Source organism: Kitasatospora sp. NPDC042419 (assembly GCF_056437345.1).
In genome coordinates this window covers 109,398-129,664 of the sequence record NZ_JBWKAW010000018.1, presented here as the reverse complement: position 1 = coordinate 129,664, position 20,267 = coordinate 109,398, and the positions used below count along the sequence as shown (strand labels likewise).

Genomic DNA, 20,267 nt, shown 5'->3' with positions numbered 1-20,267 from the left:
TGAGTAGTACGCACCCGGCGGACGGCGGACGGCGGACGGCGGACGGCGGGAACGGGAACGGGAACGGGTCCTGCCCGGCCTCCGCGGGCCCGGAGGGCTCACCGCGCCCGCAGGGCCCGCTCGCACTCGGGGCAGCGCCGGTCGGCGAGCGCCGGCGGGTACCAGGGCTCACCGGGCCGGGCGGGCCGGTAGTGGGTGTGCTCCATGGGGCCGGTGTCCAGGCCGCAGAGGGTGCGCGGCTGCGGGTCCTCGGGGACGTCCGGGTCGGCGCCCGCGGCGTGCACCGCCAGCACCGCGGGCTCGACTCCGTCCGGGCCGAGCGCCTGGTCGGGCTCCGTCTCGTAGAGGACGATGATCGATCCCATGGACCCAGGCTCGGGGACGGCGGCCGGGCCCACATCCCGGGTGCGCCTTCCGTGGCGGCCGCCGCCCCCCGGGGCCCGGGTCCTCAGCGCGGGGGCGGGCAGTCGTCGACGTTGTGCGGGGTCACGACCTCGGTCCCGGTCGGGGTCGAGACGGCAACGTCACCATCCGGAGCGCAGGGCCGAGGTCCACGTCCGGTGCGCGTTCCGAGGAGTCCACTCGTTCGGAGCCACCCGGGTGTCCGGGCCCGTCCGCGGCCTGCGCCGCCGCGTTCCGGAACCGAGAAGACCGTGATAGAAATACCGGTATAAGAATTGGATCGGTGACCCTCGGAGGGATCGCATGGTGGAGTTCAAATCGGAGGCGGCACTGGCCGCGATGCGCGAGGCCGGGCGGGTCGTCGCCACGGCCCTCGCGGAGGTCGAACGCGCCGCCTCGGTCGGAGTGAGCCTGCGGGAGCTGGACGGGGTGGCCCGCGAGGTGCTGCGGGAAGCCGGCGCGACCTCGCCCTTCCTCGGGTACAAGCCCTCCTTCGCACCGGTGCCGTTCCCGGCGGTGATCTGCGCCTCCGTCAACGACGTGGTGGTGCACGGCATCCCGGACGGCTACCGGCTGCGCGACGGCGACCTGGTCAGCATCGACTGCGGGGCGGTCCTGGACGGCTGGGCCGGCGACGCCGCCGTCAGCTTCACCGTCGGCGCCGCACACCCCGAGGACGTGGAACTGATCGCCGCCACCCGCCGCGCACTGGAGGCCGGGATCGCGGCGGCCGTCGTCGGCAACCGGACCGGCGACATCGCGCACGCGGTCGGTCGCGTCGCGCGCGGGGCCGGCTACGGCCTCCCGGAGGGCTTCGGCGGCCACGGCATCGGCCGGCGGATGCACGAGGACCCGCACCTGCCCAACGAAGGCCGACCGGGCCGCGGCTTCCCCCTGAAGCCGGGACTGGTACTGGCGATCGAACCGATGCTCACCGCCGGCGGGAAGGACGACCACGCCACCGACCCGGACGGGTGGACGATCCGTACCACCGACGGCACCCGGGCCGCGCACGTCGAGCACACCGTGGCGATCACCGAGGACGGACCCCGGATCCTCACCCTCCCGTAGCCGCCCGGAGCCCGCCGCCGCGCCCCCGTCGTCCGCCCGCCGGGCAGGCGGAAACGCGAGGACGGACGGAACCTGGAGGGACGGCGGACCGGAAGGACGGCGGACCGGAACGACAGCGGACCGGAACAAACGGCGGACCGGAAGGACGGCCGGGACCCGTCCGGAAGGCAGCCCGGACGGCCCCGGGGGAACGGCGCCCCGTCCGGGGGCCGTCCGACCGCCGCGCCGGCCCGGGGCCGGACGGACCCCCCGACGGGGACCTTGGGCCCTGGGAGCACCCGACCCGGACGGGAAGGGTGGTGCATGCGGCCGGGGAAGTACCCCGCCCGGCCGCTCCGTACGAATGCCGGAGGCCTTCATGTCCGCTCCCGTCGTGGTCGGTGTCGATGGTTCGCCCGAAAGCCTTGCGGCCCTGGACTGGGCGGCCGACGAGGCGTCCCGCCGGGGCGCACCGCTGCGCCTGGTGCACGCCTGGCCGAGTCCGGTCACACCGCTGTCGGTGCTGGGCACCGCCGACCTGGAGCGCCGGCAGGCGGACGTGGTGCTGCGCGAGGCCGAGCTGAGGGCGCGGGACCGGTGCCGTGACTCGGCGGTCACGGCCGTGCACGTGCCGGGCGACGCCGTGCGCGCACTGCTCGCGGAGGCGGACGGGGCCGGGCTGCTGGTGCTCGGCTCGCGAGGGCTGGGCGCGGTGACGGGGTTCCTGGTCGGTTCGGTGAGCCACCGGGTGCTCGGCCGGGCGGGCTGCCCGGTGGTGCTGGTCCGCAGGGGCGAGGCCGCCGCCGGACCCGCCGGCATCGCCGCGTCCGCCGATGCCGGTGAACCTGCCGGGACGGCGGGCACCGGACCGGAGGTCGTGGCGGGTGTCGACCCGTACGCCGGCGCCGACGAGGTGCTCGCCCACGCCTTCGAAGCCGCCGGACGACTGGGGCTGCCGGTGCGCGCCGTGTACGCGTGGACGCTCCCGCCCACCTACCAGTACGCGGGCATCGCGGCCGGCGTCGACGTGACCGCCGAGATGTCGGCGCAGGCGCGAAGCGAAGTGGCCCGGCTGCTCCAGCCGTGGCGGGAGAAGTACCCGCAGGTGACAGTGGTGGAGGAGACCGTGAACGCCCGGCCGGCCCGGGTGCTGGCCGAGCGCGCGGCGGGTGCGGAGCTGCTCGTGGTGGGTCGCCGGGTGCGCAGGTCGCCGGTGGGCGTGCACGTCGGCGCGGTGGCCCACGCCGTCCTGCACCACGCGCCGTGCCCGGTCGCCGTGGTGCCGTACGAGCGGGTGCGCGAGCAGGAACGGGCGTGGGAGCAGGGCGAGGCCGACGACGGCTCCCGGGAGACCCCGTAGACGGCACCCGGCAGGCGTCCCGGTCGCGTCGCGGCGGCGTCCGGTGGCGCCTGCCGGGCGGCGGCAGGAGGGCAGGTGACGGCAGGTGATCCCCGACGGTGACAACCCCGACGGTGGCAACGGTGACGGTGACAACCCCGACGGTGGCAACGGTGACAGGAGACGGCAGATGAGCGACCCGGTACTGGTGGGCGTGGACGGCTCGGAGGCGAGCCTGGCCGCGGTGGACGTCGCGGTCCGTGAGGCCCGGCTGCGCGGCTGCGGCCTCAGGATCGTGCACGCGTTCATCTGGCCGCTGATGCACGTGTCGCTCGGGCCCTCACCGAACGGCCCCGCGGAGGGCGGGCTGCGCCACGAGGCGGAGCACGTGCTCGCCGACGCCCGGCGCCGGGCCCGGGAGCTCGATCCCGACCTGCACGTCGACGCCGAGCTCGTCACCGGCGAACCGCTGGGGGTGCTCGCCGGCCGGTCGCGGGGCGCCTGCCTGGTCGTCGTCGGCAGCCGGGGGCTCGGTCGCTTCAGCGCCCTGCTGGTCGGCTCGGTGGCGGTGCACCTCGCGGCGCACGCCGCCTGCCCGGTGCTGATCGTCCGGGGCCGGCCGGACCCGGAGGGCGACGTGCTGGTGGCGGTGGACGGCTCGGGAGTGGGAGCCGAGGCGGTCGGCTTCGCCTTCGCCGAGGCCTCCGCGCGCCGGGCCCCGCTGACCGCCCTGCACGCCTGGCACCCCCACACGGGTCGGCCCGACCGGGAGGAGCGGGTGCCGGACGAGGCGGTGGTCGGCTGGCGCGAGAAGTATCCGGACGTCGACGTCCGGACCAGGCTGGTCGAGCAGCACACCCGCCCGGCCCTGATCGAGGCGAGCCGCGACGTCCAGCTGCTGGTGGTCGGCGCCCGCGGGCGGGGCGGCTTCGCCGGCCTGCTGCTCGGCTCCACCAGCCAGGCCGTCATCCAGCACGCCCACTGCCCGGTCGCCGTCGTCCGCCACGCCGAGCCGCCGGGCCCGGCCTGAGCCGTGGCCGTGGACCCGTCCGGGCCTCCACCCGGGCCCGCGTGGTGGCTCGGGCCTCAGCCCTGAACCCCCCGGGGTCGCGCTCCAACCGTGGCTCCGCCGGTCCCCGCGGGCGGGCCGGGGCGCGCGGCCGGCGGGCGGTCCTCAGCCCGTCAGCACCTCGACCCCACCACCGCGTCAACCGACCAGCACCTCAACCCACCAGCACCTCAACCCACCAGCGCCTCGGCCCCGGCCCTCACCCCAGCAGCCGCAGCCGGGCGTCGGCGACACCCACCCGCACGGTCTGGCCCCACGCCAGCTCCAGGGCGTCGCTCTCGATGCCGTCGCCGAACGCGACCAGCCGGTCCGACTCGACGGTCAGGACCAGCCGCCGCCCGGCGTCGAGCAGGCCGTGCACCCGGCCGGTACCGGTGGCGGGGGAGGGCCACGCCTCGCGGACGAACCAGGCGAGCGCGGGGGCGGACGGCCCGGGCAGCGCGAGCGGGGCCCCGCGCTCCAGCCAGGCCGAGCGGCACCAGCCGGTGCCGCCGGTCCCGGTGCCGACCAACACGCCCGAGGACGCCTGGGCCTCGCCGCCGTCGGTGCCGTCCGGCGCCTCGTGTGGGGCCTCGTCCGGGGCGCCCTCGACGGCCAGCCGGTAGCGGGCCGTCTGGTGGCCCGGCTGCCCGACGTACACCTCGTTGAGCGCGAGCAGCCGCTGGGTGTCGTCCGCGACCGCCTCGACCATGGTCCGTTCCTCGACCCGCCGCTCGACGCCGGGGCCGGCCGCGGCCGGCAGGAGCAGCGGCAGGGCGTCCGCACGGTGCCGGACCAGTACGCCGGGGTTGCGGCCGGGGTCCGCGTCCACGCCGATCACGGGCTGCCCGTCGAGGTACTTGGCGACGTTCGCGACCAGGCCGTCCTGGCCGACCACGACCACCACGTCCTCCGGCTCGAAGAGGAAGCGGGGCAGGTCGGCCCGCTCGACCCGGGTGCGCCGCCAGTCGAGCGGGACGGCTGCGGCCGCCCGGACGAGCGCGTCGGCCTGCCGCCGGTGGCGCTGCTCGACCTCGTCGACCGAACGGCCCCGGCTGTGCAGGAAGTACGCGGCCTGGCCGGGTGTCCCGTGGTGGGCGACCAGTTCCTCGTACTCGGTGCGGCGGTGGACCAGGACCGCCCGGGGCGCGAGCGTCACCGACCGCCCCCGCCGCCCGAAACCCCGCCACCTGGCGTCCCGCCGCCCGAAGCCCCGCCGCCCGCTGCGCCGAGCTTGGCGAGCAGCCCGGTGAGCACGTCCGGGGTGAGCGTGAGGCTGTCGATGCGCGGGAGGTGTTCGGCCAGCCGCATCAGGGCGAGTGCCCGCAGCACGGCCGGGTCGGCCTGCTGGTGGGCGGCCAGCCAGGCCGCCTCGGTGGCCGCCCGGGCCTCGCCGAGCGCGCGGGCGGCGTCGGCCTCGGCGACGGCGAGCCGGGTGCGGCGCTCGGCCTCGGCGTCGGCGCGGATCCGGTCGGCGACCGCGTCGTCCTCGGCCTTGAGCCGGCCGTTGGCGCCCTGCTGGGTGATCAGCTGCTCCTCCCGCCGGGCGAGTTCGATCCGGTTGGCGAGCTCGTTCTCGGCGATGCCGCGCTCGTGCTCGACCGCGACGGCCCGCCGTTCGAAGGTGGCCCGGTCGGCTTCCTGCTGGACGAGTTCGCGGGCGGGGGTGCGCAGCGCGCGCTCCACCTCCGGTTCCGGGCGCAGCGCGACGACGCGGACGGCGATGACGGCGAGCCCGGTCTCGGCGAGCCGTGGTTCGGCGGCGAGCCCGGCGGCCATCCGGTCGCGGACGGTGGCGACGCCGTCGGCCAGCGCGGCGGCGAGCGGGGTGCGGGCGAGCAGGCCGAGCGCGTGCTGCTGGGCGGTCTCGGTGAGCAGGGTGGCGAGCTGGTCGAGCGGGGCCGCGCGCCAGGCACCGGTGTCGGGGTCGATGCCGAAGTCGACGCGGGTGGCGGCGGTGGCCGGGTCGGTGATCCGGTAGGTGAGGGTGGCCTGGACGGTGAGGTCCTGGAAGTCGGCGGTGCGGGCGTGGAAGAGCATGGCGAGCTCGCGGTCGTCGACCGGCACCTCGGAGAGGGCGGCACTGAGCGGGCGGAACCAGAAGGCGAGCCCGGTGCCGTCGTGGGTGAGCCGTCCGCGCCGGAGGTGGCGGATGTGGGCGGTCGGGACGGCGCGCAGGTGGCGCAGTCCGAAGCGCCTGGTGATGTCGGCCATGAGTGCGAACCCCTTTTCGTCATGCAGACGCTATTGGCCGGGGCCAGATCTCGTCAAGATGACGAAAAGGTGCGGGCCCGTCCTGTCGCGGAAGTCGTGGGAGGATCGGCTGGTGCTGAGGATGCGAACGAAGAGGCAGGCGACGAAGCACCCCGCCGGCCCCGGAACGGCCGGACGGCTCTCCGCGGCGCTGCTCGCCGCCTGCACCGCCGTCTGCGCCGTCCTCGCGGTCGGCGCCCCGCCCGCCCGCGCGGCCGACGGCCCGGGGGAGGCGTTCACCATCACCGACCCGCGGATCACCGAGTCCAGCGGGCTCGCGGCCAGCCAGGCCCACCCCGGCGTCTACTGGACCCACAACGACAGCGACGACGGCCCGTACCTCTACGCCGTCGACTCCCAGGGCCGCACCGTCGCCACCGTCACCCTGCGCGGCGTCGAGCCGCGCGACGTCGAGGCCGTCTCGCTCGGGCCGGACGGGCGGCTCTACCTCGGCGACATCGGCGACAACCTCGGCGGGAAGTGGCCCGAGGTCTGGATCTACGCCTTCGCCGAACCCGCCGAACTGCGCGACCAGACCGTGGAGGTGACGCGCTACAAGGTCCGCTACGAGGACGGGCCGCGCGACGCCGAGGCGCTGATGGTCCACCCGGCCACCGGCCGCGCCTACATCGCCAGCAAGCGACAGGGCGGCGGCGGCCTCTACCAGGGCCCCGAGAAGCTCTCCCCGACCGGCGTGAACACCTTCCGCCGGATCGCCGACGTCCCGTGGACCACCGACGGCGCGTTCTCGCCGGACGGCACCCGGCTCGTCCTGCGCGGCTACTTCTCCGCCACCCTCTACCGCTGGAAGGACGGCGCACCGAGCGAGATCGGCTCGCCCACGACGCCCTTCCAGTACCAGGGCGAGTCGGTCGCCTTCAGCGCGGACGGCCGGGCACTGCTCTACGGCAGCGAGGGCAAGAGCAGCCCGGTCTGGCGTGCCCCGCTGGACGGGAACGAGCTTCCGGACACCGTCAAACCGCTGCCCGGTGCCGGTTCTGCCGCGACCCCGGGCGCCGCGGCCCCGCCCTCCGCCGGTGGCGAGTCCGGGAGTGCTCCGGCCGATGCGTCGTCCTCGGGGGGCTCCTCCGACGGGCCCTTCGACCAGGTGCTCGGCGTGCTCTTCCTGGCGGCCGTGGCGGGGGCGGTGCTGGGCCTGCGACGCAAGAAGCAGAAGGACTGACACCCGTGCGGCGGGCCCGCCCGGCGCGCCCGCCCCGCAGACCCGCCCCGGTTGCCCCGGCTGCCCCGCCCCGTCCGCCCCGCAGGCCCGCCCCGTCCGCCCCGACTGCCCCGACTGCCCCGTAGGCCTGCCCTGCTCGCCCCGGCCGTCCTCCCTGCTCGCCCCGGTCGTCCACCCTGCGCGTCCCGGCCGACTGCCCCGTACCCGCACGTCCGGCGCCTTGATCGAATCACCCGCACGTGGACGAACGGCCGCCACTTCCCGGGGATCGTTCGCAGACCCTGTCGACCGCCCGCGCCAACCCGACCGATCTGTCGCCGATTTGTGACCAAGGTTGGCCAACACCGGCCCCTCGCGCGGTTTTCGTGGACGTAGTGTTCCGACTATGTCACGGAGAAGCCGCCGCATCGCCTCCCCGGAGCCCTTCGACACCTGGGTGCCGCGCCCCCGGCGCCGCGAGACCCCGCTGGGCCTGCTCGGCCACGGCGTGAAGTTCCTCGGTTACAGCACCCTGGCCGGCGTCCTGCTCGCGGGCATCGCCCTGCCGGCGGCCGGCGCCCTCGGCCTCGGGGTGAAGAGCACCGTCGAGGGATTCGACAACATCCCGGACGACTTCAAGACCCCGCCGCTGACCCAGGCCAGCTGGGTCTACGACTCGACGGGCGGCCTGATAGCCAAGGTCTTCGAGCGGGACCGCACGGTGCTCGCCGCCGACCAGATGTCGCCGCTGATACGCCAGGCCCAGGTGGACATCGAGGACGCCCGCTTCTACGAGCACGGCGCGGTCGACCTCAAGGGTGTCCTGCGGGCCGTCACCAAGAACGCCGAGAGCGGCGCCACCGTCCAGGGCGCGTCGACCCTCACCCAGCAGTACGTGAAGAACGTCAACGTCGAGAAGGCCGGCGACGACCAGGCGGCCGTGCTGGCGGCCCAGCGCAAGACGCTGGGCCGCAAGATCCAGGAACTCAAGTACGCGATCAAGCTGGAGGAGGAGCTGACGAAGGAGCAGATCCTCACCAACTACCTCAACATCACCTTCTACGGCCACCAGGCCTACGGCATCCAGGCCGCCTCCCAGCGCTACTTCAGCAAGGACGCGAAGGACCTGACCGTCCCCGAGGCCGCCACCCTGGCCGGGCTGGTGCAGAACCCCTCCCAGTACGACCCGAAGCTCCACCCGGTGGCCGCGCAGAAGCGCCGCGACACCGTCATCGACAAGATGGTGGAGAACAAGCACCTCACCCCGGAGCAGGCCCGCGAGGCCAAGGCGGCGCCGCTCGGGCTGCGCTACAAGGAGCCGCAGAACGGCTGCATCACCGCCCAGGCGGGGATGGGCTTCTTCTGCGACTACGTCCGGCACGTGGTCAAGCAGGACCCGGTCTTCGGCAAGACCGCGGCCGACCGCAAGAAGCTGTGGGACCAGGGCGGGCTGGCGATCCACACCACCCTGGACCCGGTCAAGCAGGCGGCCGCGCAGAACGCGGTCACCAAGCGCGTCAACGTCACGGACCCGGTCTCGGCGGCGATGACCATGGTGGAGCCGGGCAGCGGCAAGATCCTCGCGATGGCCCAGACCCGCCCCTACGGGCTCGACCCGAACAAGAACCAGACCGTCGTCAACTACAACGTGGACGCGGCGATGGGCGGCGGCAACGGCTTCCAGCCGGGCTCCAACTTCAAGCCGATCGTGGCCGCCGCCGCCCTGGAGGCCGGACTGCCGTCCACCCAGTCCTACCCGTCGCCGAACCGGATGGACTGGCCGACGATGAGCACCTGCGACGGCACCTGGAAGAACCTGGCCAAGAACGACAAGAAGAACGGCACCGTCCCCAACGAGTCGGCGGGCGAGATCGGCCCGTACCAGCTGAAGGAGGCGATGGCGCTCTCGGTCAACACCTACTTCGTGCAGATGGAGCAGGAGATCGGGCTCTGCGCCGTCAAGCAGATGGCCAACAAGCTCGGCGTGGCGACCAAGGCGAGCGGCAAGCCGCTGGAGGAGCTGCCGGCCCTCGGCCTCGGCACCCAGGAGGTGAGCCCGCTGGTGATGGCCAACGTCTACGCGACCTTCGCCGCGCGCGGCACCCACTGCGACCCGGTCGCGATCAGCAGGATCACCACGGTGGACGGCAAGGAGATCCCGGTCAGCCCGCCCAAGTGCGACCGGGTGCTCTCCGAGAACACCGCCGACGTCATCAACACCGTGCTGCTCGGCGTGACCGAGAAGGGCGGCACCGGGCGCGACCTCGGCCTCGACGACGACCGGCAGATCGCGGGCAAGACCGGCACCAGCGACGAGAAGAAGTCGGCCTGGTTCAGCGGCTACACCGGCAACCTCGCGGCCTCGGTCTGGCTGGGCGGCCCGGCCAAGGGCGTGCCGATGAAGAACATCAGGATCGGCGGCAAGTACTTCGAGGAGGTCTTCGGCGCCACCGGCCCGGGGCCGATCTGGCAGATGGGCATGAGCGCCGCGGTCAAGGGCATGCCGGAGAAGGAGTTCGCCACCGTCCACATCCCGGACCCGCCGCCGAAGCGCGACCCCTCCACGAGCCCCAGCGGCTCGGGCGGCTCCCCGTCGCCGGGCAGCTCCACGACGGACACCGCCCCGACCTGGCCCGGCGGCCGCAACACCGGGCCCGGGCGGCCGCGCTCCCCGCAGCCCACCCAGCAGCAGACCAGGCCCGCCCAGCCCACCGAGCGCGCGGAGCCGCAGGAGCAACAGCCCGACGGCCAGGCGACCGACGGCTGACGGCTGACGGCCGACGGACCGCCCGCGTACCCGGGCGGGCGTACCGACGCCTGTGCCCCGGACCGTCCCCGCGACGGTCCGGGGCACAGGCGTTTCAGCCGCGCGCGCCGGGTGTCAGTGCACGCCCTTGGCGGCCCAGAAGTCCTGGCGGGCCAGCACGCTGCTGTCGGCCTGGTCGGTGAAGAACCCGTCCACGCCGAGCTCGTACAGGTACTTGGCCCAGCCGATCGCGTCGCCGTACGCGTTCGGGTCGGTGCCCTTGCGGTAGTCCAGCGGCAGGAAGCCGTTCTCGTTGCGCACCGTGTAGGGGTGCAGCAGCAGGTTGGCCGCGTGCGCGTCCCGGACCAGCGTGGTCGGCGGCAGCAGCTTGCCGGTGGCGTCGACCGGTGCGATCAGCTGCGTGGTCGGGCCGATGCCGTGCGCGAAGGAGGAGATCCAGCGCAGGCCGGCCGGGGTGACCAGGTCGGCCACGGTGCGCCGGTCCCCGGCCAGCTCGAAGTCGTACGGGCGGGTGGTCGCGCCGCCGAGCAGCTGGATCCGCGGGTTGTCGACCAGCTTGGCGAGCCGCTGGAGGCTGCTCGGCTCGAAGGACTGCAGGATCGCCCGGCCGTTGCGCCCGGACAGCCCGGTGCGGCGCAGCTCGTCCGCGAGCCGCTCCTCCAGGGGCAGGCCGATCGACCGGAAGTAGCTCGGGTGCTTGGTCTCCGGGTAGACCCAGACGTCCCGGCCCAGCTCGCGGCCGCGCTTGCGGGCGAAGTCGGCCACCTCGCGGAAGGTCGGGATCGCCCAGCGGCCGTCGTAGAGGGTGTTCCGCTGGCGCTGCTGCGGCAGCCGCTCCTTGGCGCGCAGGGTGCGGAGCTCGGCGAGCGTGAAGTCCTCGGTGAACCAGCCCGACTGGGCCACGCCGTCGATGGTCCTGGTGGTCTTCCGGGCCGCGAACTCCGGGTGGTCGGCGACGTCCGTGGTCTCCAGGATGTTGTTCTCGTGCCGGACCACCAGGTGGCCGTCCTTGGTCGGGACGAGGTCCGGCTCGATGACGTCCGCGCCGAGCTGGAGGGCCAGGTCGTAGGAGCCGAGGGTGTGCTCAGGGCGGTAGCCGGGGGCACCGCGGTGCCCGACGATCAGCGGGTGCGGCAGCCGGTCCAGGCCGGTCCCGGTACGGACCGGCGGGCGGGTGCCGGACGGGCGGCCCGCGGCGGCGGCCCGCTCGTCGGCGGCGGGCTGCTCGGCGCCCGACGGGTCGCCGCCGGGAGCCGCGGAGGCCTCGCCGGCACCGGCGGCGAACGCGGCCGCGCCGAGCCCGGCCGCGCCGGTGGCGCGCAGGAAGCGTCGGCGGGAGGAGCCGGTGCCGTCGGCGGGCTCCGCCGGGCTGCTGCCGTCGAGCGGACGGTTCGTCATGGGTTCTCCTTGCTCGCCCTGGTGGCGTGGCGTCGGGGTCGTCGCCCGCAGACTAGGAGCCGCCGCGCCCCGCCGGGTGGCCTCCGGACGAACTGCGGGAGAAGTTCCGACACCCACCGCCCGCCGGGAGCCCGGCGGGCGGTGCCGGTGGTGCGGACGGTGGTGCGGCAGTGCCCGGTGACGGTGCACGGGGCGAGCGGCGAGAGGAGTGCCCGGCGCATCGCGGTCCCGTCCGCACCGGCTGCCGACCGCTGTCCGCCGGTCAGCCGCTGGTCGCCGGCCGCCGGTCGGTCAGGCCTGCGAGGCGCAGAGGGCGTAGCTCTTCTCCGCGTGCAGCATGGACTCCAGCTCGGGGTAGCCCAGCTGACGGTAGGTGTAGTACGCGACGGTGTACTCGACGTCGCACTTGTAGGCGGCGGCGAGCCGCTCGACGGGCTGCGGGTCGAGGGTGGGTGTCACGGGCGTGGCACCGGGAGGGACGGCCGCCTGGGCGGCGGCCGTCCCGGTGAGGGCGGCGGCGGCGCCGAGCGTGAGGACGGCGAGCGAGCGGACGAGACGGTTCATCGGTGGCACACCCTTCGGGGAGTCGGTCGGTCTGCCCCGAATTCTGGTCGCAGGGGTGATCGCGTTCCCATCCCCGAAGTCTGGGATGCCCGCCGGGCACCGTTGTCACCGCGGCCGCGGGGTACCACTGCCGGCCACCGGCACCGGTATACCGGCCCACCGGCCCACCGGCACCGCGCGCCAACGCTGCTCCCGCCGCTGCTGCCGCCGCTGCTCCCGCCTCCGGGTCAGAGCCCGGCGAGCAGCTCGCGGCCCTCCGGCCAGTCGCCCAGCCCCGAGTCGGAGTTGAGGTGCCCGTACGCACCCGGCTCGACGTAGCGGGCTCCCCAGGCGGCGGCGAAGTGGCGTGCGCGCTCCGGCGTCACCCACGGGTCGTCGCTGCTGGAGACCACGACGGCGGGGAACGGGAGGCGGGGCAGCGCGACCGGGCGGAAGCCCAGCAGCGGCGGGACGTCGGCGTGGTCGATGTCGGCGGGGGCGACGAGCAGCGCGCCCCGGACGGCCGAGGTCCGCTCGGCCGGTGCGCCGGCCGCCCAGCGGGCCACCGTCGCGCAGCCCAGACTGTGCGCCACCAGCACCACGGGCCCGTCCGCCGCCGCCGCGGCGACCGCCGCGTCCACCCGGGCCACCCAGTCCTCCGGGTCCGGGTGGTCCCAGTCCGCCTGCTCGACGCGGACGAACGCCGGATCGGCCGCCTCCCAGCGGCTCTGCCAGTGGGCCGGACCGGAACTCTGGTAGCCGGGCAGGACGAGGTAGGTGGTGCGGTCCGACATCGGGGCGGACTCCCTCCAAGATCAGCGGGTGCGGGCAGCACGGAGTCTAGGGGTACGCCATCCGGGGGGGCGTGCACTGTCCACGACCGGCGTGCGAGGGCGTAAATGCGCCGCTCGATGCCCGTGCGCCCTGTTGCGTGGGCGCCGCCCGGTGCGGGAGGTTGGTGCAGGCCCGCGCCGGATCCCACCGGAGCGGGCCTGCACCGTGTCCGACGATCGATCGATTCGGAGGGATGTCGGCGATGGCATCGAAGATCCTGCTCGTCACCGGGGACGCCGCGGAGTCGCTGGAGGTGTTCTACCCCTACCAGCGGCTGCGCGAGGAGGGCTACCAGGTCGACATCGCCGCTCCGGCGAAGAAGCGGCTGCAGTTCGTCGTGCACGACTTCGTCGACGGGTTCGACACCTACACCGAGAAGCCCGGCTACACCTGGCCCGCGGACGTCGCGTTCGCCGACGTCGACCCGGCCGAGTACGTCGCGCTGGTGATCCCCGGCGGCCGCGCCCCCGAGTACCTGCGCAACGACCCCGAGGTGCAGCGGATCGTGCGGCACTTCTTCGAGACCGAGAAGCCGGTCGCGCAGATCTGCCACGGGCCGCTGGTCACCGCCGCCGCCGGAGTGCTGGCCGGGCGCACCAGTGCCGCCTACCCGGCCCTGGAGCCGGACGTCAAGGCGGCCGGCGCCGAGTACGTGGACGGTGAGGCGGTGGTCGACGGGGTGGTCGTATCGGCCCGTGCCTGGCCCGACCACCCGGCGTGGCTGCGGGCGTTCGTCGAGGTGCTGCGGGTGAAGGCCCCGGTCGCCTGACCCCGGTCCTTCCTATTCTCTCCTGGTCCCGATCCACCTGGTCCCGGCGTCGGTTCCTCCGGTTCCTCCGCCTCCGGTCGGACGCGCACCCTGAGTTCCGTCGGGGGCGCCTTCGACCGGAGGGGGGAGGGACACGCCGGAACGGATCGGGCCAGAGGTCGAGAAGGTCCGGACCAAGGTCTGACGCTTCCTTCGTGCACACCTGTCATGGTGTCAACTGCCGGAAGCGGCAGGAGTGTTGCGGAAACTTGTCGGCACTGACTCAGGAGGCGGCATGGGTGGGACGGGCAGGGGAGCGGAGGACGGCCGGGGGAGCGGGGCGGCCGCCGGCCGGGCGGCGGCCGTCGGACGCCGACGGCGCGGTGCGGCCGTCCGTGTGCTCGCGGTCGCGCTGGCCGGCGCGGGCCTGGTGGGCGTGGTCGCCCCGGTGGCCGGTGCCCACGGCGCGCCCGAGCCCTACCGGGTGGCGGTGGCGGGAGCGAAGAAGGGCGTCGACGTGAAGGCACTGAACGAGGCGCTGCGCAGGATGGTGGAGCAGGGCGGGGCCTCGGCCGCGCTGGCCCGGGTCAGCGATCGCGGGCGGACGGTGTGGAAGGGCGCGGCCGGCACCGCCGACTTCGCCACGGGGGAGAAGGCCTCCGCGGACGGCCGGTTCCGCATCGGCAGCGTGACCAAGACCTTCGTCTCGACGGTGGTCCTCCAGCTGGTCGCCGAGGGCCGGGTGGATCTTGAGGACAGCGTCGAGCGCTTCCTGCCCGGTCTCGTCCCCAACGGGCGGAACATCACGGTCCGCCAGCTGCTCGACCACACCAGCGGCCTGTTCAACTACACCGAGGACGACGCCTTCGCGTACGAGGAGAGCACCGAAGCGCTGCAGCAGTGGCTGGAGACCGGGCGCTGGACGGTCTACCCGCCGCAGCAGCTCGTCGCGATCGCCAACGCCCACCAGCCGTACTTCGCCCCCGGACAGGGGTGGCACTACTCCAACACCAACTACATCGTGATCGGTCTCGTGATCGAGCGGGTCACCGGCCGCAGCTGGGCCGACGAGGTGGACCGCCGGATCGTCCGGCGGCTCGGTCTGACCGGCACCTCGATGCCGGTCCACTCGACGACCGTCCCCGGCCCGCACGCGCACGGCTACTACAAGATGCCCACCGGTCCGGCGGACACCACCGAGCTGGACCCGAGCCTGGCGGGCCCGGCCGGCGCCGGAATCTCGACGACGGCCGACCTCACCACCTTCCTGACGGCCCTGCTCGGGGGCCGGCTGCTGCCCGAGCGCCTGCTCTCCGAGATGAAGAAGGTCACCCCGCAGAGCCACGAGGTGCAGTACGGCCTCGGCCTCCAGCGGAGCCTGACGCCCTGCGGCGAGGTCTGGGGCCACGCGGGCGGTATTCCGGGCTACAACGCGTTCATGTACGGCGACTCCGACAACCACCGCCAGTTCGTGGCCTCGGTCAACGCGTACGACGTCTCGGACCTCGACGCCAGCAACGCGGTGTTCGCGAACCTGTTCCACACCGGAGTCTGCGGCGGCCCGCCCCCGGTTCCGGCACCGGCCGCCGAACCGGCCCCTGCTTCGGCCGCCGCTCCGGTCCCGGTGCCTGCACCTGCCGCCGACCCGGCCCCGGCCCCTGCCCCGGCACGGGCCGCCGAACCCCCGACCGCGGGTGCGCTCGACTGACCGGGGCCGTCGCGCCGGTCCGACCGAGGAGCCGACAGTTCTGGGTCCTTGATCGGGCCGGCTGCCGGGGATGTCATCATGGCCCGCACCTGATGGGCAGTCGTCACCTGGAGGACGAGAGATGGCAGAGCCGCTGATAGCCGAGGTCGCAGGCCGGGTGCCCGCCGTGGACCCGAGCGCGTTCGTCGCATCGAACGCCGTCGTGGTGGGCAGCGTGACGGTCGGCGCCGGGGCGAGCATCTGGTACGGGGCGGTGCTGCGCGGCGACGCCGAGACGATCACGGTCGGACCGGGCAGCAACGTGCAGGACAACTGCACCCTCCACGCCGACCTCGGCTTCCCGCTGGTGATGGGCGAGCGGATCTCGGTCGGGCACAACGCCGTCCTGCACGGCTGCGTGATCGAGGACGACGTCCTGGTCGGGATGAACGCCACGGTGCTGAACGGCGCCCGCGTCGGGGCCGGCTCGCTCATCGCGGCCGGCGCCGTGGTGCCGCAGGGCATGGAGGTCCCGCCCGGCTCCCTGGTCGCCGGTGTGCCCGCCAAGGTCCGCCGGGAGCTGACCGAGGAGGAGCGCTCCGGCATCAAGTTCAACGCGGAGGGGTACCGCCTGCTGGCCGACGGCCACCGGGACATCCGCCCCGTCCCGCCGACCGCCGGCGAACCCGGGTAGCCCGGGGCAGCCCGGGGTAGCTGGGCTGACCGCCTCGTCTCCGCTGTCCGTCCCTGCACTTTGCAAAGTGAAAACTCACTTTGCAAAGTGCAGGGACGCCGGAGCAACCCGCTACGCACGGCGCACCACCCGGCCCGGCCCGGCCCGCCTGGCCGGGCGGCCGACCGGCCGGGCCGGGGTACGCGGTGGTGCGGCGGCCCGGCCGCGCGGCGGTGAAGCGGTTCCGGACCACGGCCCCGACGGGCCGGGTGGCCCGCCCGGCGTCCGGCGTCCGGCGCAGCTCAGCGGCCCGCGCCGGCCCCCGCGCCCACCCGGTCGCCCGCGGACCCGGTGCCCGGGCCGTCCACCCGGCCCGTCGGGGCGGCTTCCACCCGGATCACGTCGTCTCCCGCAAGCGCCGGCCCGGGAACGACCGGCAGGCCGGCGGGGGGTCCGCCGGCGACCGGAAGGCCCCCCGCAGGCGCCTTCCCGCGCCGGTCGAGGGCCCAGGCGAGCAGCGCGATCACCGCCCCGGACGCCGCCAGCCCCGAGCCGACCAGCGTCGGCGAGGTCCAGCCGAGCCCGGCGTCCAACGCGATCCCGCCGAAGTACGCGCCCTGGGCGTTGGCCAGGTTGAACGCGCCCTGCACGGTGGCCGAGGCCAGGGTCGGCGCGCTGCGGGCCTCGCGCATGACCAGGGTCTGCACGGCCGGCACGATCGCGAAGCCGAACAGTCCGACCAGCACCACCGTCACCGCCGCGGACCACTCGGTCCGCGCGGTCACCGCGAAGAGCGCCAGCACGGCGGAGAGCAGCAGGAACGCGACGCAGACCGTCGGTCGCAGCGCCCGGTCGGCCGCGTACCCGCCGAGCACGTTGCCGATCGTCATCCCCACCCCGAACAGCGCCAGCACCAGCGTCACCGACCCGGTCGCGTACCCGGAGACCTCGGTCAGCAGCGGGGTGATGTAGCTGTAGCAGGCGAAGAACCCGCCGCAGCCGAACACCACGGTGGCCAGAGCCAGCCAGAGCTGTCCGCTGCGGAACGTGCCCAGTTCGTGCCGGAGCCCGCCCTGTGCGGGGGAGGGCAGGTGCGGGACCAGCCGCGCGATCGCCACCGTCCCGGCCACGCCGATCACGACCACCACCAGCATCGTCGCCCGCCACCCCAGGTGCTGGCCGAGCAGGGTCGCCGCGGGGACGCCGACGATGTTGGCCACGGTCAGACCGGAGAACATCACCGCGACCGCGCGGGCGCGCCGGCCCGGGGCGACCAGTTCGGCCGCGGCGACCGCCCCGGCGCCGAAGAAGGCGCCGTGCGGGAGCCCGGTGATCAGCCGGGCGGCGGCCAGCGACCAGAAGTCTGGGGCGACCGCGCAGAGCAGGTTGCCGGCGGCGAAGAACCCCGCCAGGGCGACCAGGACCGCCTTCCGGGGCCGCCCGGCGGCGAGCGCGGTGAGCAGCGGGGCACCGATCACCACGCCGACGGCGTAGGCGGAGATCAGCCAGCTCGCCTGCGGGATGGAGACGTCCAGGCTGTCGGCCACCTGGGGGAGCAGCCCCATGGCGGCGAACTCGGTGGTTCCGATGGCGAAGGCGGTCACGGCCAGGGCGACCAGCGCGAGAGGCAAGGGGATACTCCGGAACGAGCGGGAGGAGTCAGGATTGTTCGGGCGAAATCCTAATCCGGTCGGATGGCCGCACCGTGTGGCGGTCATGGCGGGCCGGTGACGGACGGGGGTCGCCAGTCGGGCGCTCGCGCGCGAGACTGGGACCATGTGCCGCAGTATCAAGACGCTGAGACCACCCGTGACGCCCGACGCCTCGGAGGAGGACTTCCGGGCGGCGGCCCTCCAGTACGTGCGGAAGGTCTCCGGCTTCCGGGCCCCCGCCGCGCACAACCGGGAGGCGTTCGACCGGGCCGTGGACGCCGTCACGGAGGCCACCGCCCGGCTGCTCGACGAGCTGGAGGTCCGCGGTGCCACCGCGCGGCCCGCCCGGGCCACGGTCTAGGGCGGCGGCGGGCACCGCGAACCCGGCTCGCGGCGTGACCGCGGGCCGCAGCGAACGAATGCAGCGAGCACAGCGAACGCAGTGAACACAGCGAGCACAGCGAGCACAGCGAACACAGTGACCGGAAGCGATCGTGGAGCAGTCACCAGCAACCGGCAGTGACGAGCAGGGACCAGGAGGTCGGCGATGAGCTCAGCCACCCGTTACGCACTCACCTTCCCCGGCACCCCCGGTACCCAGGCACCGCAGGACGTCGTCGTGGTCGCCCGCACCAGCGCGACCGGCCCCGGCGGCCACCCGGTGTACGAGGACGCCAGCGGCATCGTCCGGGCCGAGATCAGCGACGCGGGGGAGGTCCGGATGCTCGCCAGCGGCGGCCACCAGACTCCGCACTTCCCGGTTCACGCCGAGCCGCTGCCCTGACCCGTCTTCCCCCCGCCCGGCCCCGGCCCGTCTCCCCGCCCGGCCCCGGCCCGTGTGGCCCGCCCTCGGGTGGACTCGGCAGGGCCCGGCCCGTCGTTGTCCTGAACCCGTCGGACGGGCGGCGCCGTCCGTTCGTCGTCGGGCAGAATCGCCGGCATGACCACAGCGAGCTGGCAGGGCACGGTCATCGCCGAGAGCGATGACACCACCGTCGTCGAGGGCAACCACTACTTTCCGGCCGACTCGGTCCGAGCGGAGTACCTGCGCCCCTCCGACACCACCACCGTCTGCGGCTGGAAGGGCACCGCCGCCTACTACACCCTCGACGTCGACGGGCTGACCAACCCCGACGCGGCCTGGTACTACGCCGACCCGAAGCCCGAGGCGGAGCATGTCCGGGACCGGGTGGCGTTCTGGCGCGGAGTCGAGATCACCGAGTAGCGGGGCCGGCGGCACGCCCTTCGGCCAGACGGCCGCAGTAGCCGTACCGTCACAGGACCCGGACACCGCGGGCGCGTACCGCGGTGCCCGGCCGGGTACCGGCAGAGCATGGCAATCTTCAGGAAACCGGGACGCGGCGGCGAGCCCGAGCCGACCCCGGACCGCGTGGCCGACGAGCTGGCCGAACTGGTCGAGGAGCTGGAACGCCCCGCGCCGGCCGAGCCCGGCGGCCCCGTCGGACAGGTGATCGAGTACGGCGCGGGCGTCGAGTACGGCCGCCGGCGCGGAGCCCGGCTGGTCGCCGACATCGCCCGCCGGCTCGGCACCGGCAGCAAGGCGGCAGCCAAGGGCGCGGTGTACGGCGGCCGCGCCCTCACCGACCAGCTGCTCCACGCCGCGCCGCGCATTCCGGTCCGCAACCTCGCGACACTGCGTTCCCAGCACCCCGGTGCCACCGACCCCGAGAAGCTCGCCGAGCTGCTGGTCCTCGGCGCCTCCAGGGCGTCCAGCGCGCTCGGCGCCGGGGTCGGCGCAGCGGCGATGCTTCCGGTGCCGCCCGCGATGCCGGTCGAGATCGCCGCCGAGACGCTCGCGGTGGCGGCCGTCGAGATCAAGCTGATCGCGGAGCTCCACGAGGTCTACGGTGTCCCCGCCCAGGGCAGCACCACGCAGCGGGCCAGTGCCTACGTCACCGCCTGGGCCAACCGGCGCGGCATCGACGGCACCCTGCTCGTCAAACCGGCCGGCCTGGCCGCGATGGCGCTCGGCTCCGAGGTGCGCCAGCAGGTCCGTCGCCGTCTCACCCGCAGCTCGCTGCGCCGTCTGCCCTCGCTGACCCCCCTGCTGGTCGGCGCGGGCATCGGCGCCACGATCAACCGCCGCGACACCCGCAAACTGGCCCGCGAGGTCCGCGAGGACCTGCGCAGGCGCCTCCCGGCGGACCCGGGCTACTGGCCGGCCGCCGCCCCGGCGCTCCGGGGAGAGAAGGGCGACTGAACACGCACCCCCCGGCGGGCCCGGGACCGCGACCGCGACCGCGACCGGGGACCCGCGGCTGCCGGGCCCGTGACCGAGGGCCCGTGACCGAGGTCCGCGGTCCGGGCCCCGTGTCGGAGACGCCCGGGGACCGAGGCCCTCGGGCGAGGTGCGGCCCCTCGGGGAACGCCGTCAGCCGGCCGGCGCCTGCGGCGCGCCGGCGCCCCGCCCGGACTTGACGGCGTTGACCATCGCCTGGTGAACGGCCCGCGCCGTGCTCTCGTCGGCCGCCGGAACCGGGCTTCCCGCCACGCTGTACCAGTCCAGGGCCCCCGTGTACTGCACGGTGAGCCGCGCCTCGCCGTCCACCCAGGTGGTGTGGACGGTGAGGTCGCCGGAGATCGGGCCGACCTCCGCGGTGGTCACCCCGCCCGGTCCGCTGATGATCGACTGGGTGGTCCAGGTGGCCCAGGAGGCCCGCGGATCCACCGGGGGTTCCACCGGCCCGGTG

General features: G+C 74.6%; 20 protein-coding genes. 12 read left to right on the top strand and 8 right to left on the bottom strand.

The features are described from left to right. Window positions 1-98: 98 nt before the first annotated feature. Window positions 99-365 (bottom strand): hypothetical protein, encoded by a 267-nt coding sequence (locus AC067J_RS28640; protein ID WP_478303965.1) that lies wholly within the window; start codon window positions 363-365, stop codon window positions 99-101. Window positions 366-705: 340 nt separating this feature from the next. Here AC067J_RS28640 and map point away from each other — a divergent pair, with 340 nt between their 5' ends. From map to AC067J_RS28625, 3 genes are all read left to right on the top strand, one after another. Next, complete coding sequence (gene map, locus AC067J_RS28635; protein ID WP_478303963.1) at window positions 706-1,473, top strand: type I methionyl aminopeptidase; 768 nt, start codon at window positions 706-708, stop codon at window positions 1,471-1,473. Window positions 1,474-1,831: 358 nt separating this feature from the next. After that, window positions 1,832-2,812, top strand: coding sequence for a universal stress protein (locus AC067J_RS28630; RefSeq protein ID WP_478303961.1), 981 nt, complete (start codon window positions 1,832-1,834; stop codon window positions 2,810-2,812). A 169-nt stretch (window positions 2,813-2,981) separates the two neighbouring features. After that, the gene (locus tag AC067J_RS28625) at window positions 2,982-3,821 is read left to right on the top strand and encodes a universal stress protein (protein ID WP_478303960.1); all 840 of its coding nucleotides are present in this window, start codon (window positions 2,982-2,984) and stop codon (window positions 3,819-3,821) included. A 238-nt stretch (window positions 3,822-4,059) separates the two neighbouring features. On the opposite strand, the gene AC067J_RS28620 is transcribed toward AC067J_RS28625, so the two are convergent. Further along, a complete protein-coding gene (locus AC067J_RS28620; protein WP_478303958.1) occupies window positions 4,060-4,998 on the bottom strand; it encodes a hypothetical protein in 939 nt (312 codons plus the stop codon). Then, window positions 4,995-6,053 carry an SPFH domain-containing protein gene (locus tag AC067J_RS28615; RefSeq protein WP_478303956.1) on the bottom strand — a complete coding sequence of 353 codons (1,059 nt, stop codon included), beginning with the start codon at window positions 6,051-6,053 and terminating at the stop codon, window positions 4,995-4,997. Before AC067J_RS28615 ends, AC067J_RS28620 begins: the two co-directional genes overlap by 4 nt. 121 nt (window positions 6,054-6,174) lie before the next feature. On the opposite strand from AC067J_RS28615, the gene AC067J_RS28610 reads away from it, so the two are divergent. Together AC067J_RS28610 and AC067J_RS28605 are read left to right on the top strand one after the other, a co-directional pair. Continuing rightward, window positions 6,175-7,275, top strand: coding sequence for a hypothetical protein (locus AC067J_RS28610; RefSeq protein WP_478303954.1), 1,101 nt, complete (start codon window positions 6,175-6,177; stop codon window positions 7,273-7,275). Window positions 7,276-7,660: 385 nt separating this feature from the next. Further along, entirely contained in the window at window positions 7,661-10,021 is a 2,361-nt protein-coding gene (locus AC067J_RS28605) for a transglycosylase domain-containing protein (RefSeq protein ID WP_478303952.1), read from the top strand. Between the two features lie 114 nt (window positions 10,022-10,135). On the opposite strand, the gene AC067J_RS28600 is transcribed toward AC067J_RS28605, so the two are convergent. From AC067J_RS28600 to AC067J_RS28590, 3 genes are all read right to left on the bottom strand, one after another. Beyond that, window positions 10,136-11,419, bottom strand: coding sequence for a glycerophosphodiester phosphodiesterase (locus AC067J_RS28600; protein ID WP_478303950.1), 1,284 nt, complete (start codon window positions 11,417-11,419; stop codon window positions 10,136-10,138). A gap of 291 nt (window positions 11,420-11,710) precedes the next feature. Then, window positions 11,711-11,983: a hypothetical protein gene (locus tag AC067J_RS28595; RefSeq protein WP_478303948.1), complete on the bottom strand. Its 273-nt coding sequence runs from the start codon at window positions 11,981-11,983 to the stop codon at window positions 11,711-11,713. A gap of 227 nt (window positions 11,984-12,210) precedes the next feature. Next, the gene (locus AC067J_RS28590) at window positions 12,211-12,756 is read right to left on the bottom strand and encodes an RBBP9/YdeN family alpha/beta hydrolase (protein WP_478303946.1); all 546 of its coding nucleotides are present in this window, start codon (window positions 12,754-12,756) and stop codon (window positions 12,211-12,213) included. A 242-nt stretch (window positions 12,757-12,998) separates the two neighbouring features. On the opposite strand from AC067J_RS28590, the gene AC067J_RS28585 reads away from it, so the two are divergent. The 3 genes from AC067J_RS28585 (at window position 12,999) to AC067J_RS28575 (ending at window position 15,925) form a co-directional block, all read left to right on the top strand. Next, window positions 12,999-13,565 carry a DJ-1/PfpI family protein gene (locus tag AC067J_RS28585; protein ID WP_478303944.1) on the top strand — a complete coding sequence of 189 codons (567 nt, stop codon included), beginning with the start codon at window positions 12,999-13,001 and terminating at the stop codon, window positions 13,563-13,565. A gap of 274 nt (window positions 13,566-13,839) precedes the next feature. Next, the gene (locus AC067J_RS28580) at window positions 13,840-15,252 is read left to right on the top strand and encodes a serine hydrolase domain-containing protein (RefSeq protein ID WP_478303942.1); all 1,413 of its coding nucleotides are present in this window, start codon (window positions 13,840-13,842) and stop codon (window positions 15,250-15,252) included. Window positions 15,253-15,373: 121 nt separating this feature from the next. After that, a complete protein-coding gene (locus AC067J_RS28575) occupies window positions 15,374-15,925 on the top strand; it encodes a gamma carbonic anhydrase family protein (RefSeq protein ID WP_478303940.1) in 552 nt (183 codons plus the stop codon). Between the two features lie 281 nt (window positions 15,926-16,206). Here AC067J_RS28575 and AC067J_RS28570 read toward each other — a convergent pair whose 3' ends face one another. Further along, window positions 16,207-17,535 carry an MFS transporter gene (locus AC067J_RS28570; RefSeq protein WP_478303938.1) on the bottom strand — a complete coding sequence of 443 codons (1,329 nt, stop codon included), beginning with the start codon at window positions 17,533-17,535 and terminating at the stop codon, window positions 16,207-16,209. A 145-nt stretch (window positions 17,536-17,680) separates the two neighbouring features. Here AC067J_RS28570 and AC067J_RS28565 point away from each other — a divergent pair, with 145 nt between their 5' ends. The 4 genes from AC067J_RS28565 (at window position 17,681) to AC067J_RS28550 (ending at window position 19,777) form a co-directional block, all read left to right on the top strand. Continuing rightward, the gene (locus AC067J_RS28565) at window positions 17,681-17,917 is read left to right on the top strand and encodes a DUF2277 domain-containing protein (protein ID WP_478303936.1); all 237 of its coding nucleotides are present in this window, start codon (window positions 17,681-17,683) and stop codon (window positions 17,915-17,917) included. Window positions 17,918-18,103: 186 nt separating this feature from the next. Beyond that, complete coding sequence (locus AC067J_RS28560; RefSeq protein WP_478303934.1) at window positions 18,104-18,340, top strand: DUF6296 family protein; 237 nt, start codon at window positions 18,104-18,106, stop codon at window positions 18,338-18,340. Between the two features lie 156 nt (window positions 18,341-18,496). After that, window positions 18,497-18,781: a DUF427 domain-containing protein gene (locus AC067J_RS28555; RefSeq protein WP_478303932.1), complete on the top strand. Its 285-nt coding sequence runs from the start codon at window positions 18,497-18,499 to the stop codon at window positions 18,779-18,781. 108 nt (window positions 18,782-18,889) lie between these two features. Continuing rightward, complete coding sequence (locus AC067J_RS28550; RefSeq protein ID WP_478303930.1) at window positions 18,890-19,777, top strand: hypothetical protein; 888 nt, start codon at window positions 18,890-18,892, stop codon at window positions 19,775-19,777. Window positions 19,778-19,948: 171 nt separating this feature from the next. On the opposite strand, the gene AC067J_RS28545 is transcribed toward AC067J_RS28550, so the two are convergent. Next, the gene (locus AC067J_RS28545; protein WP_478304118.1) at window positions 19,949-20,245 is read right to left on the bottom strand and encodes a hypothetical protein; all 297 of its coding nucleotides are present in this window, start codon (window positions 20,243-20,245) and stop codon (window positions 19,949-19,951) included. Window positions 20,246-20,267: the final 22 nt, after the last annotated feature.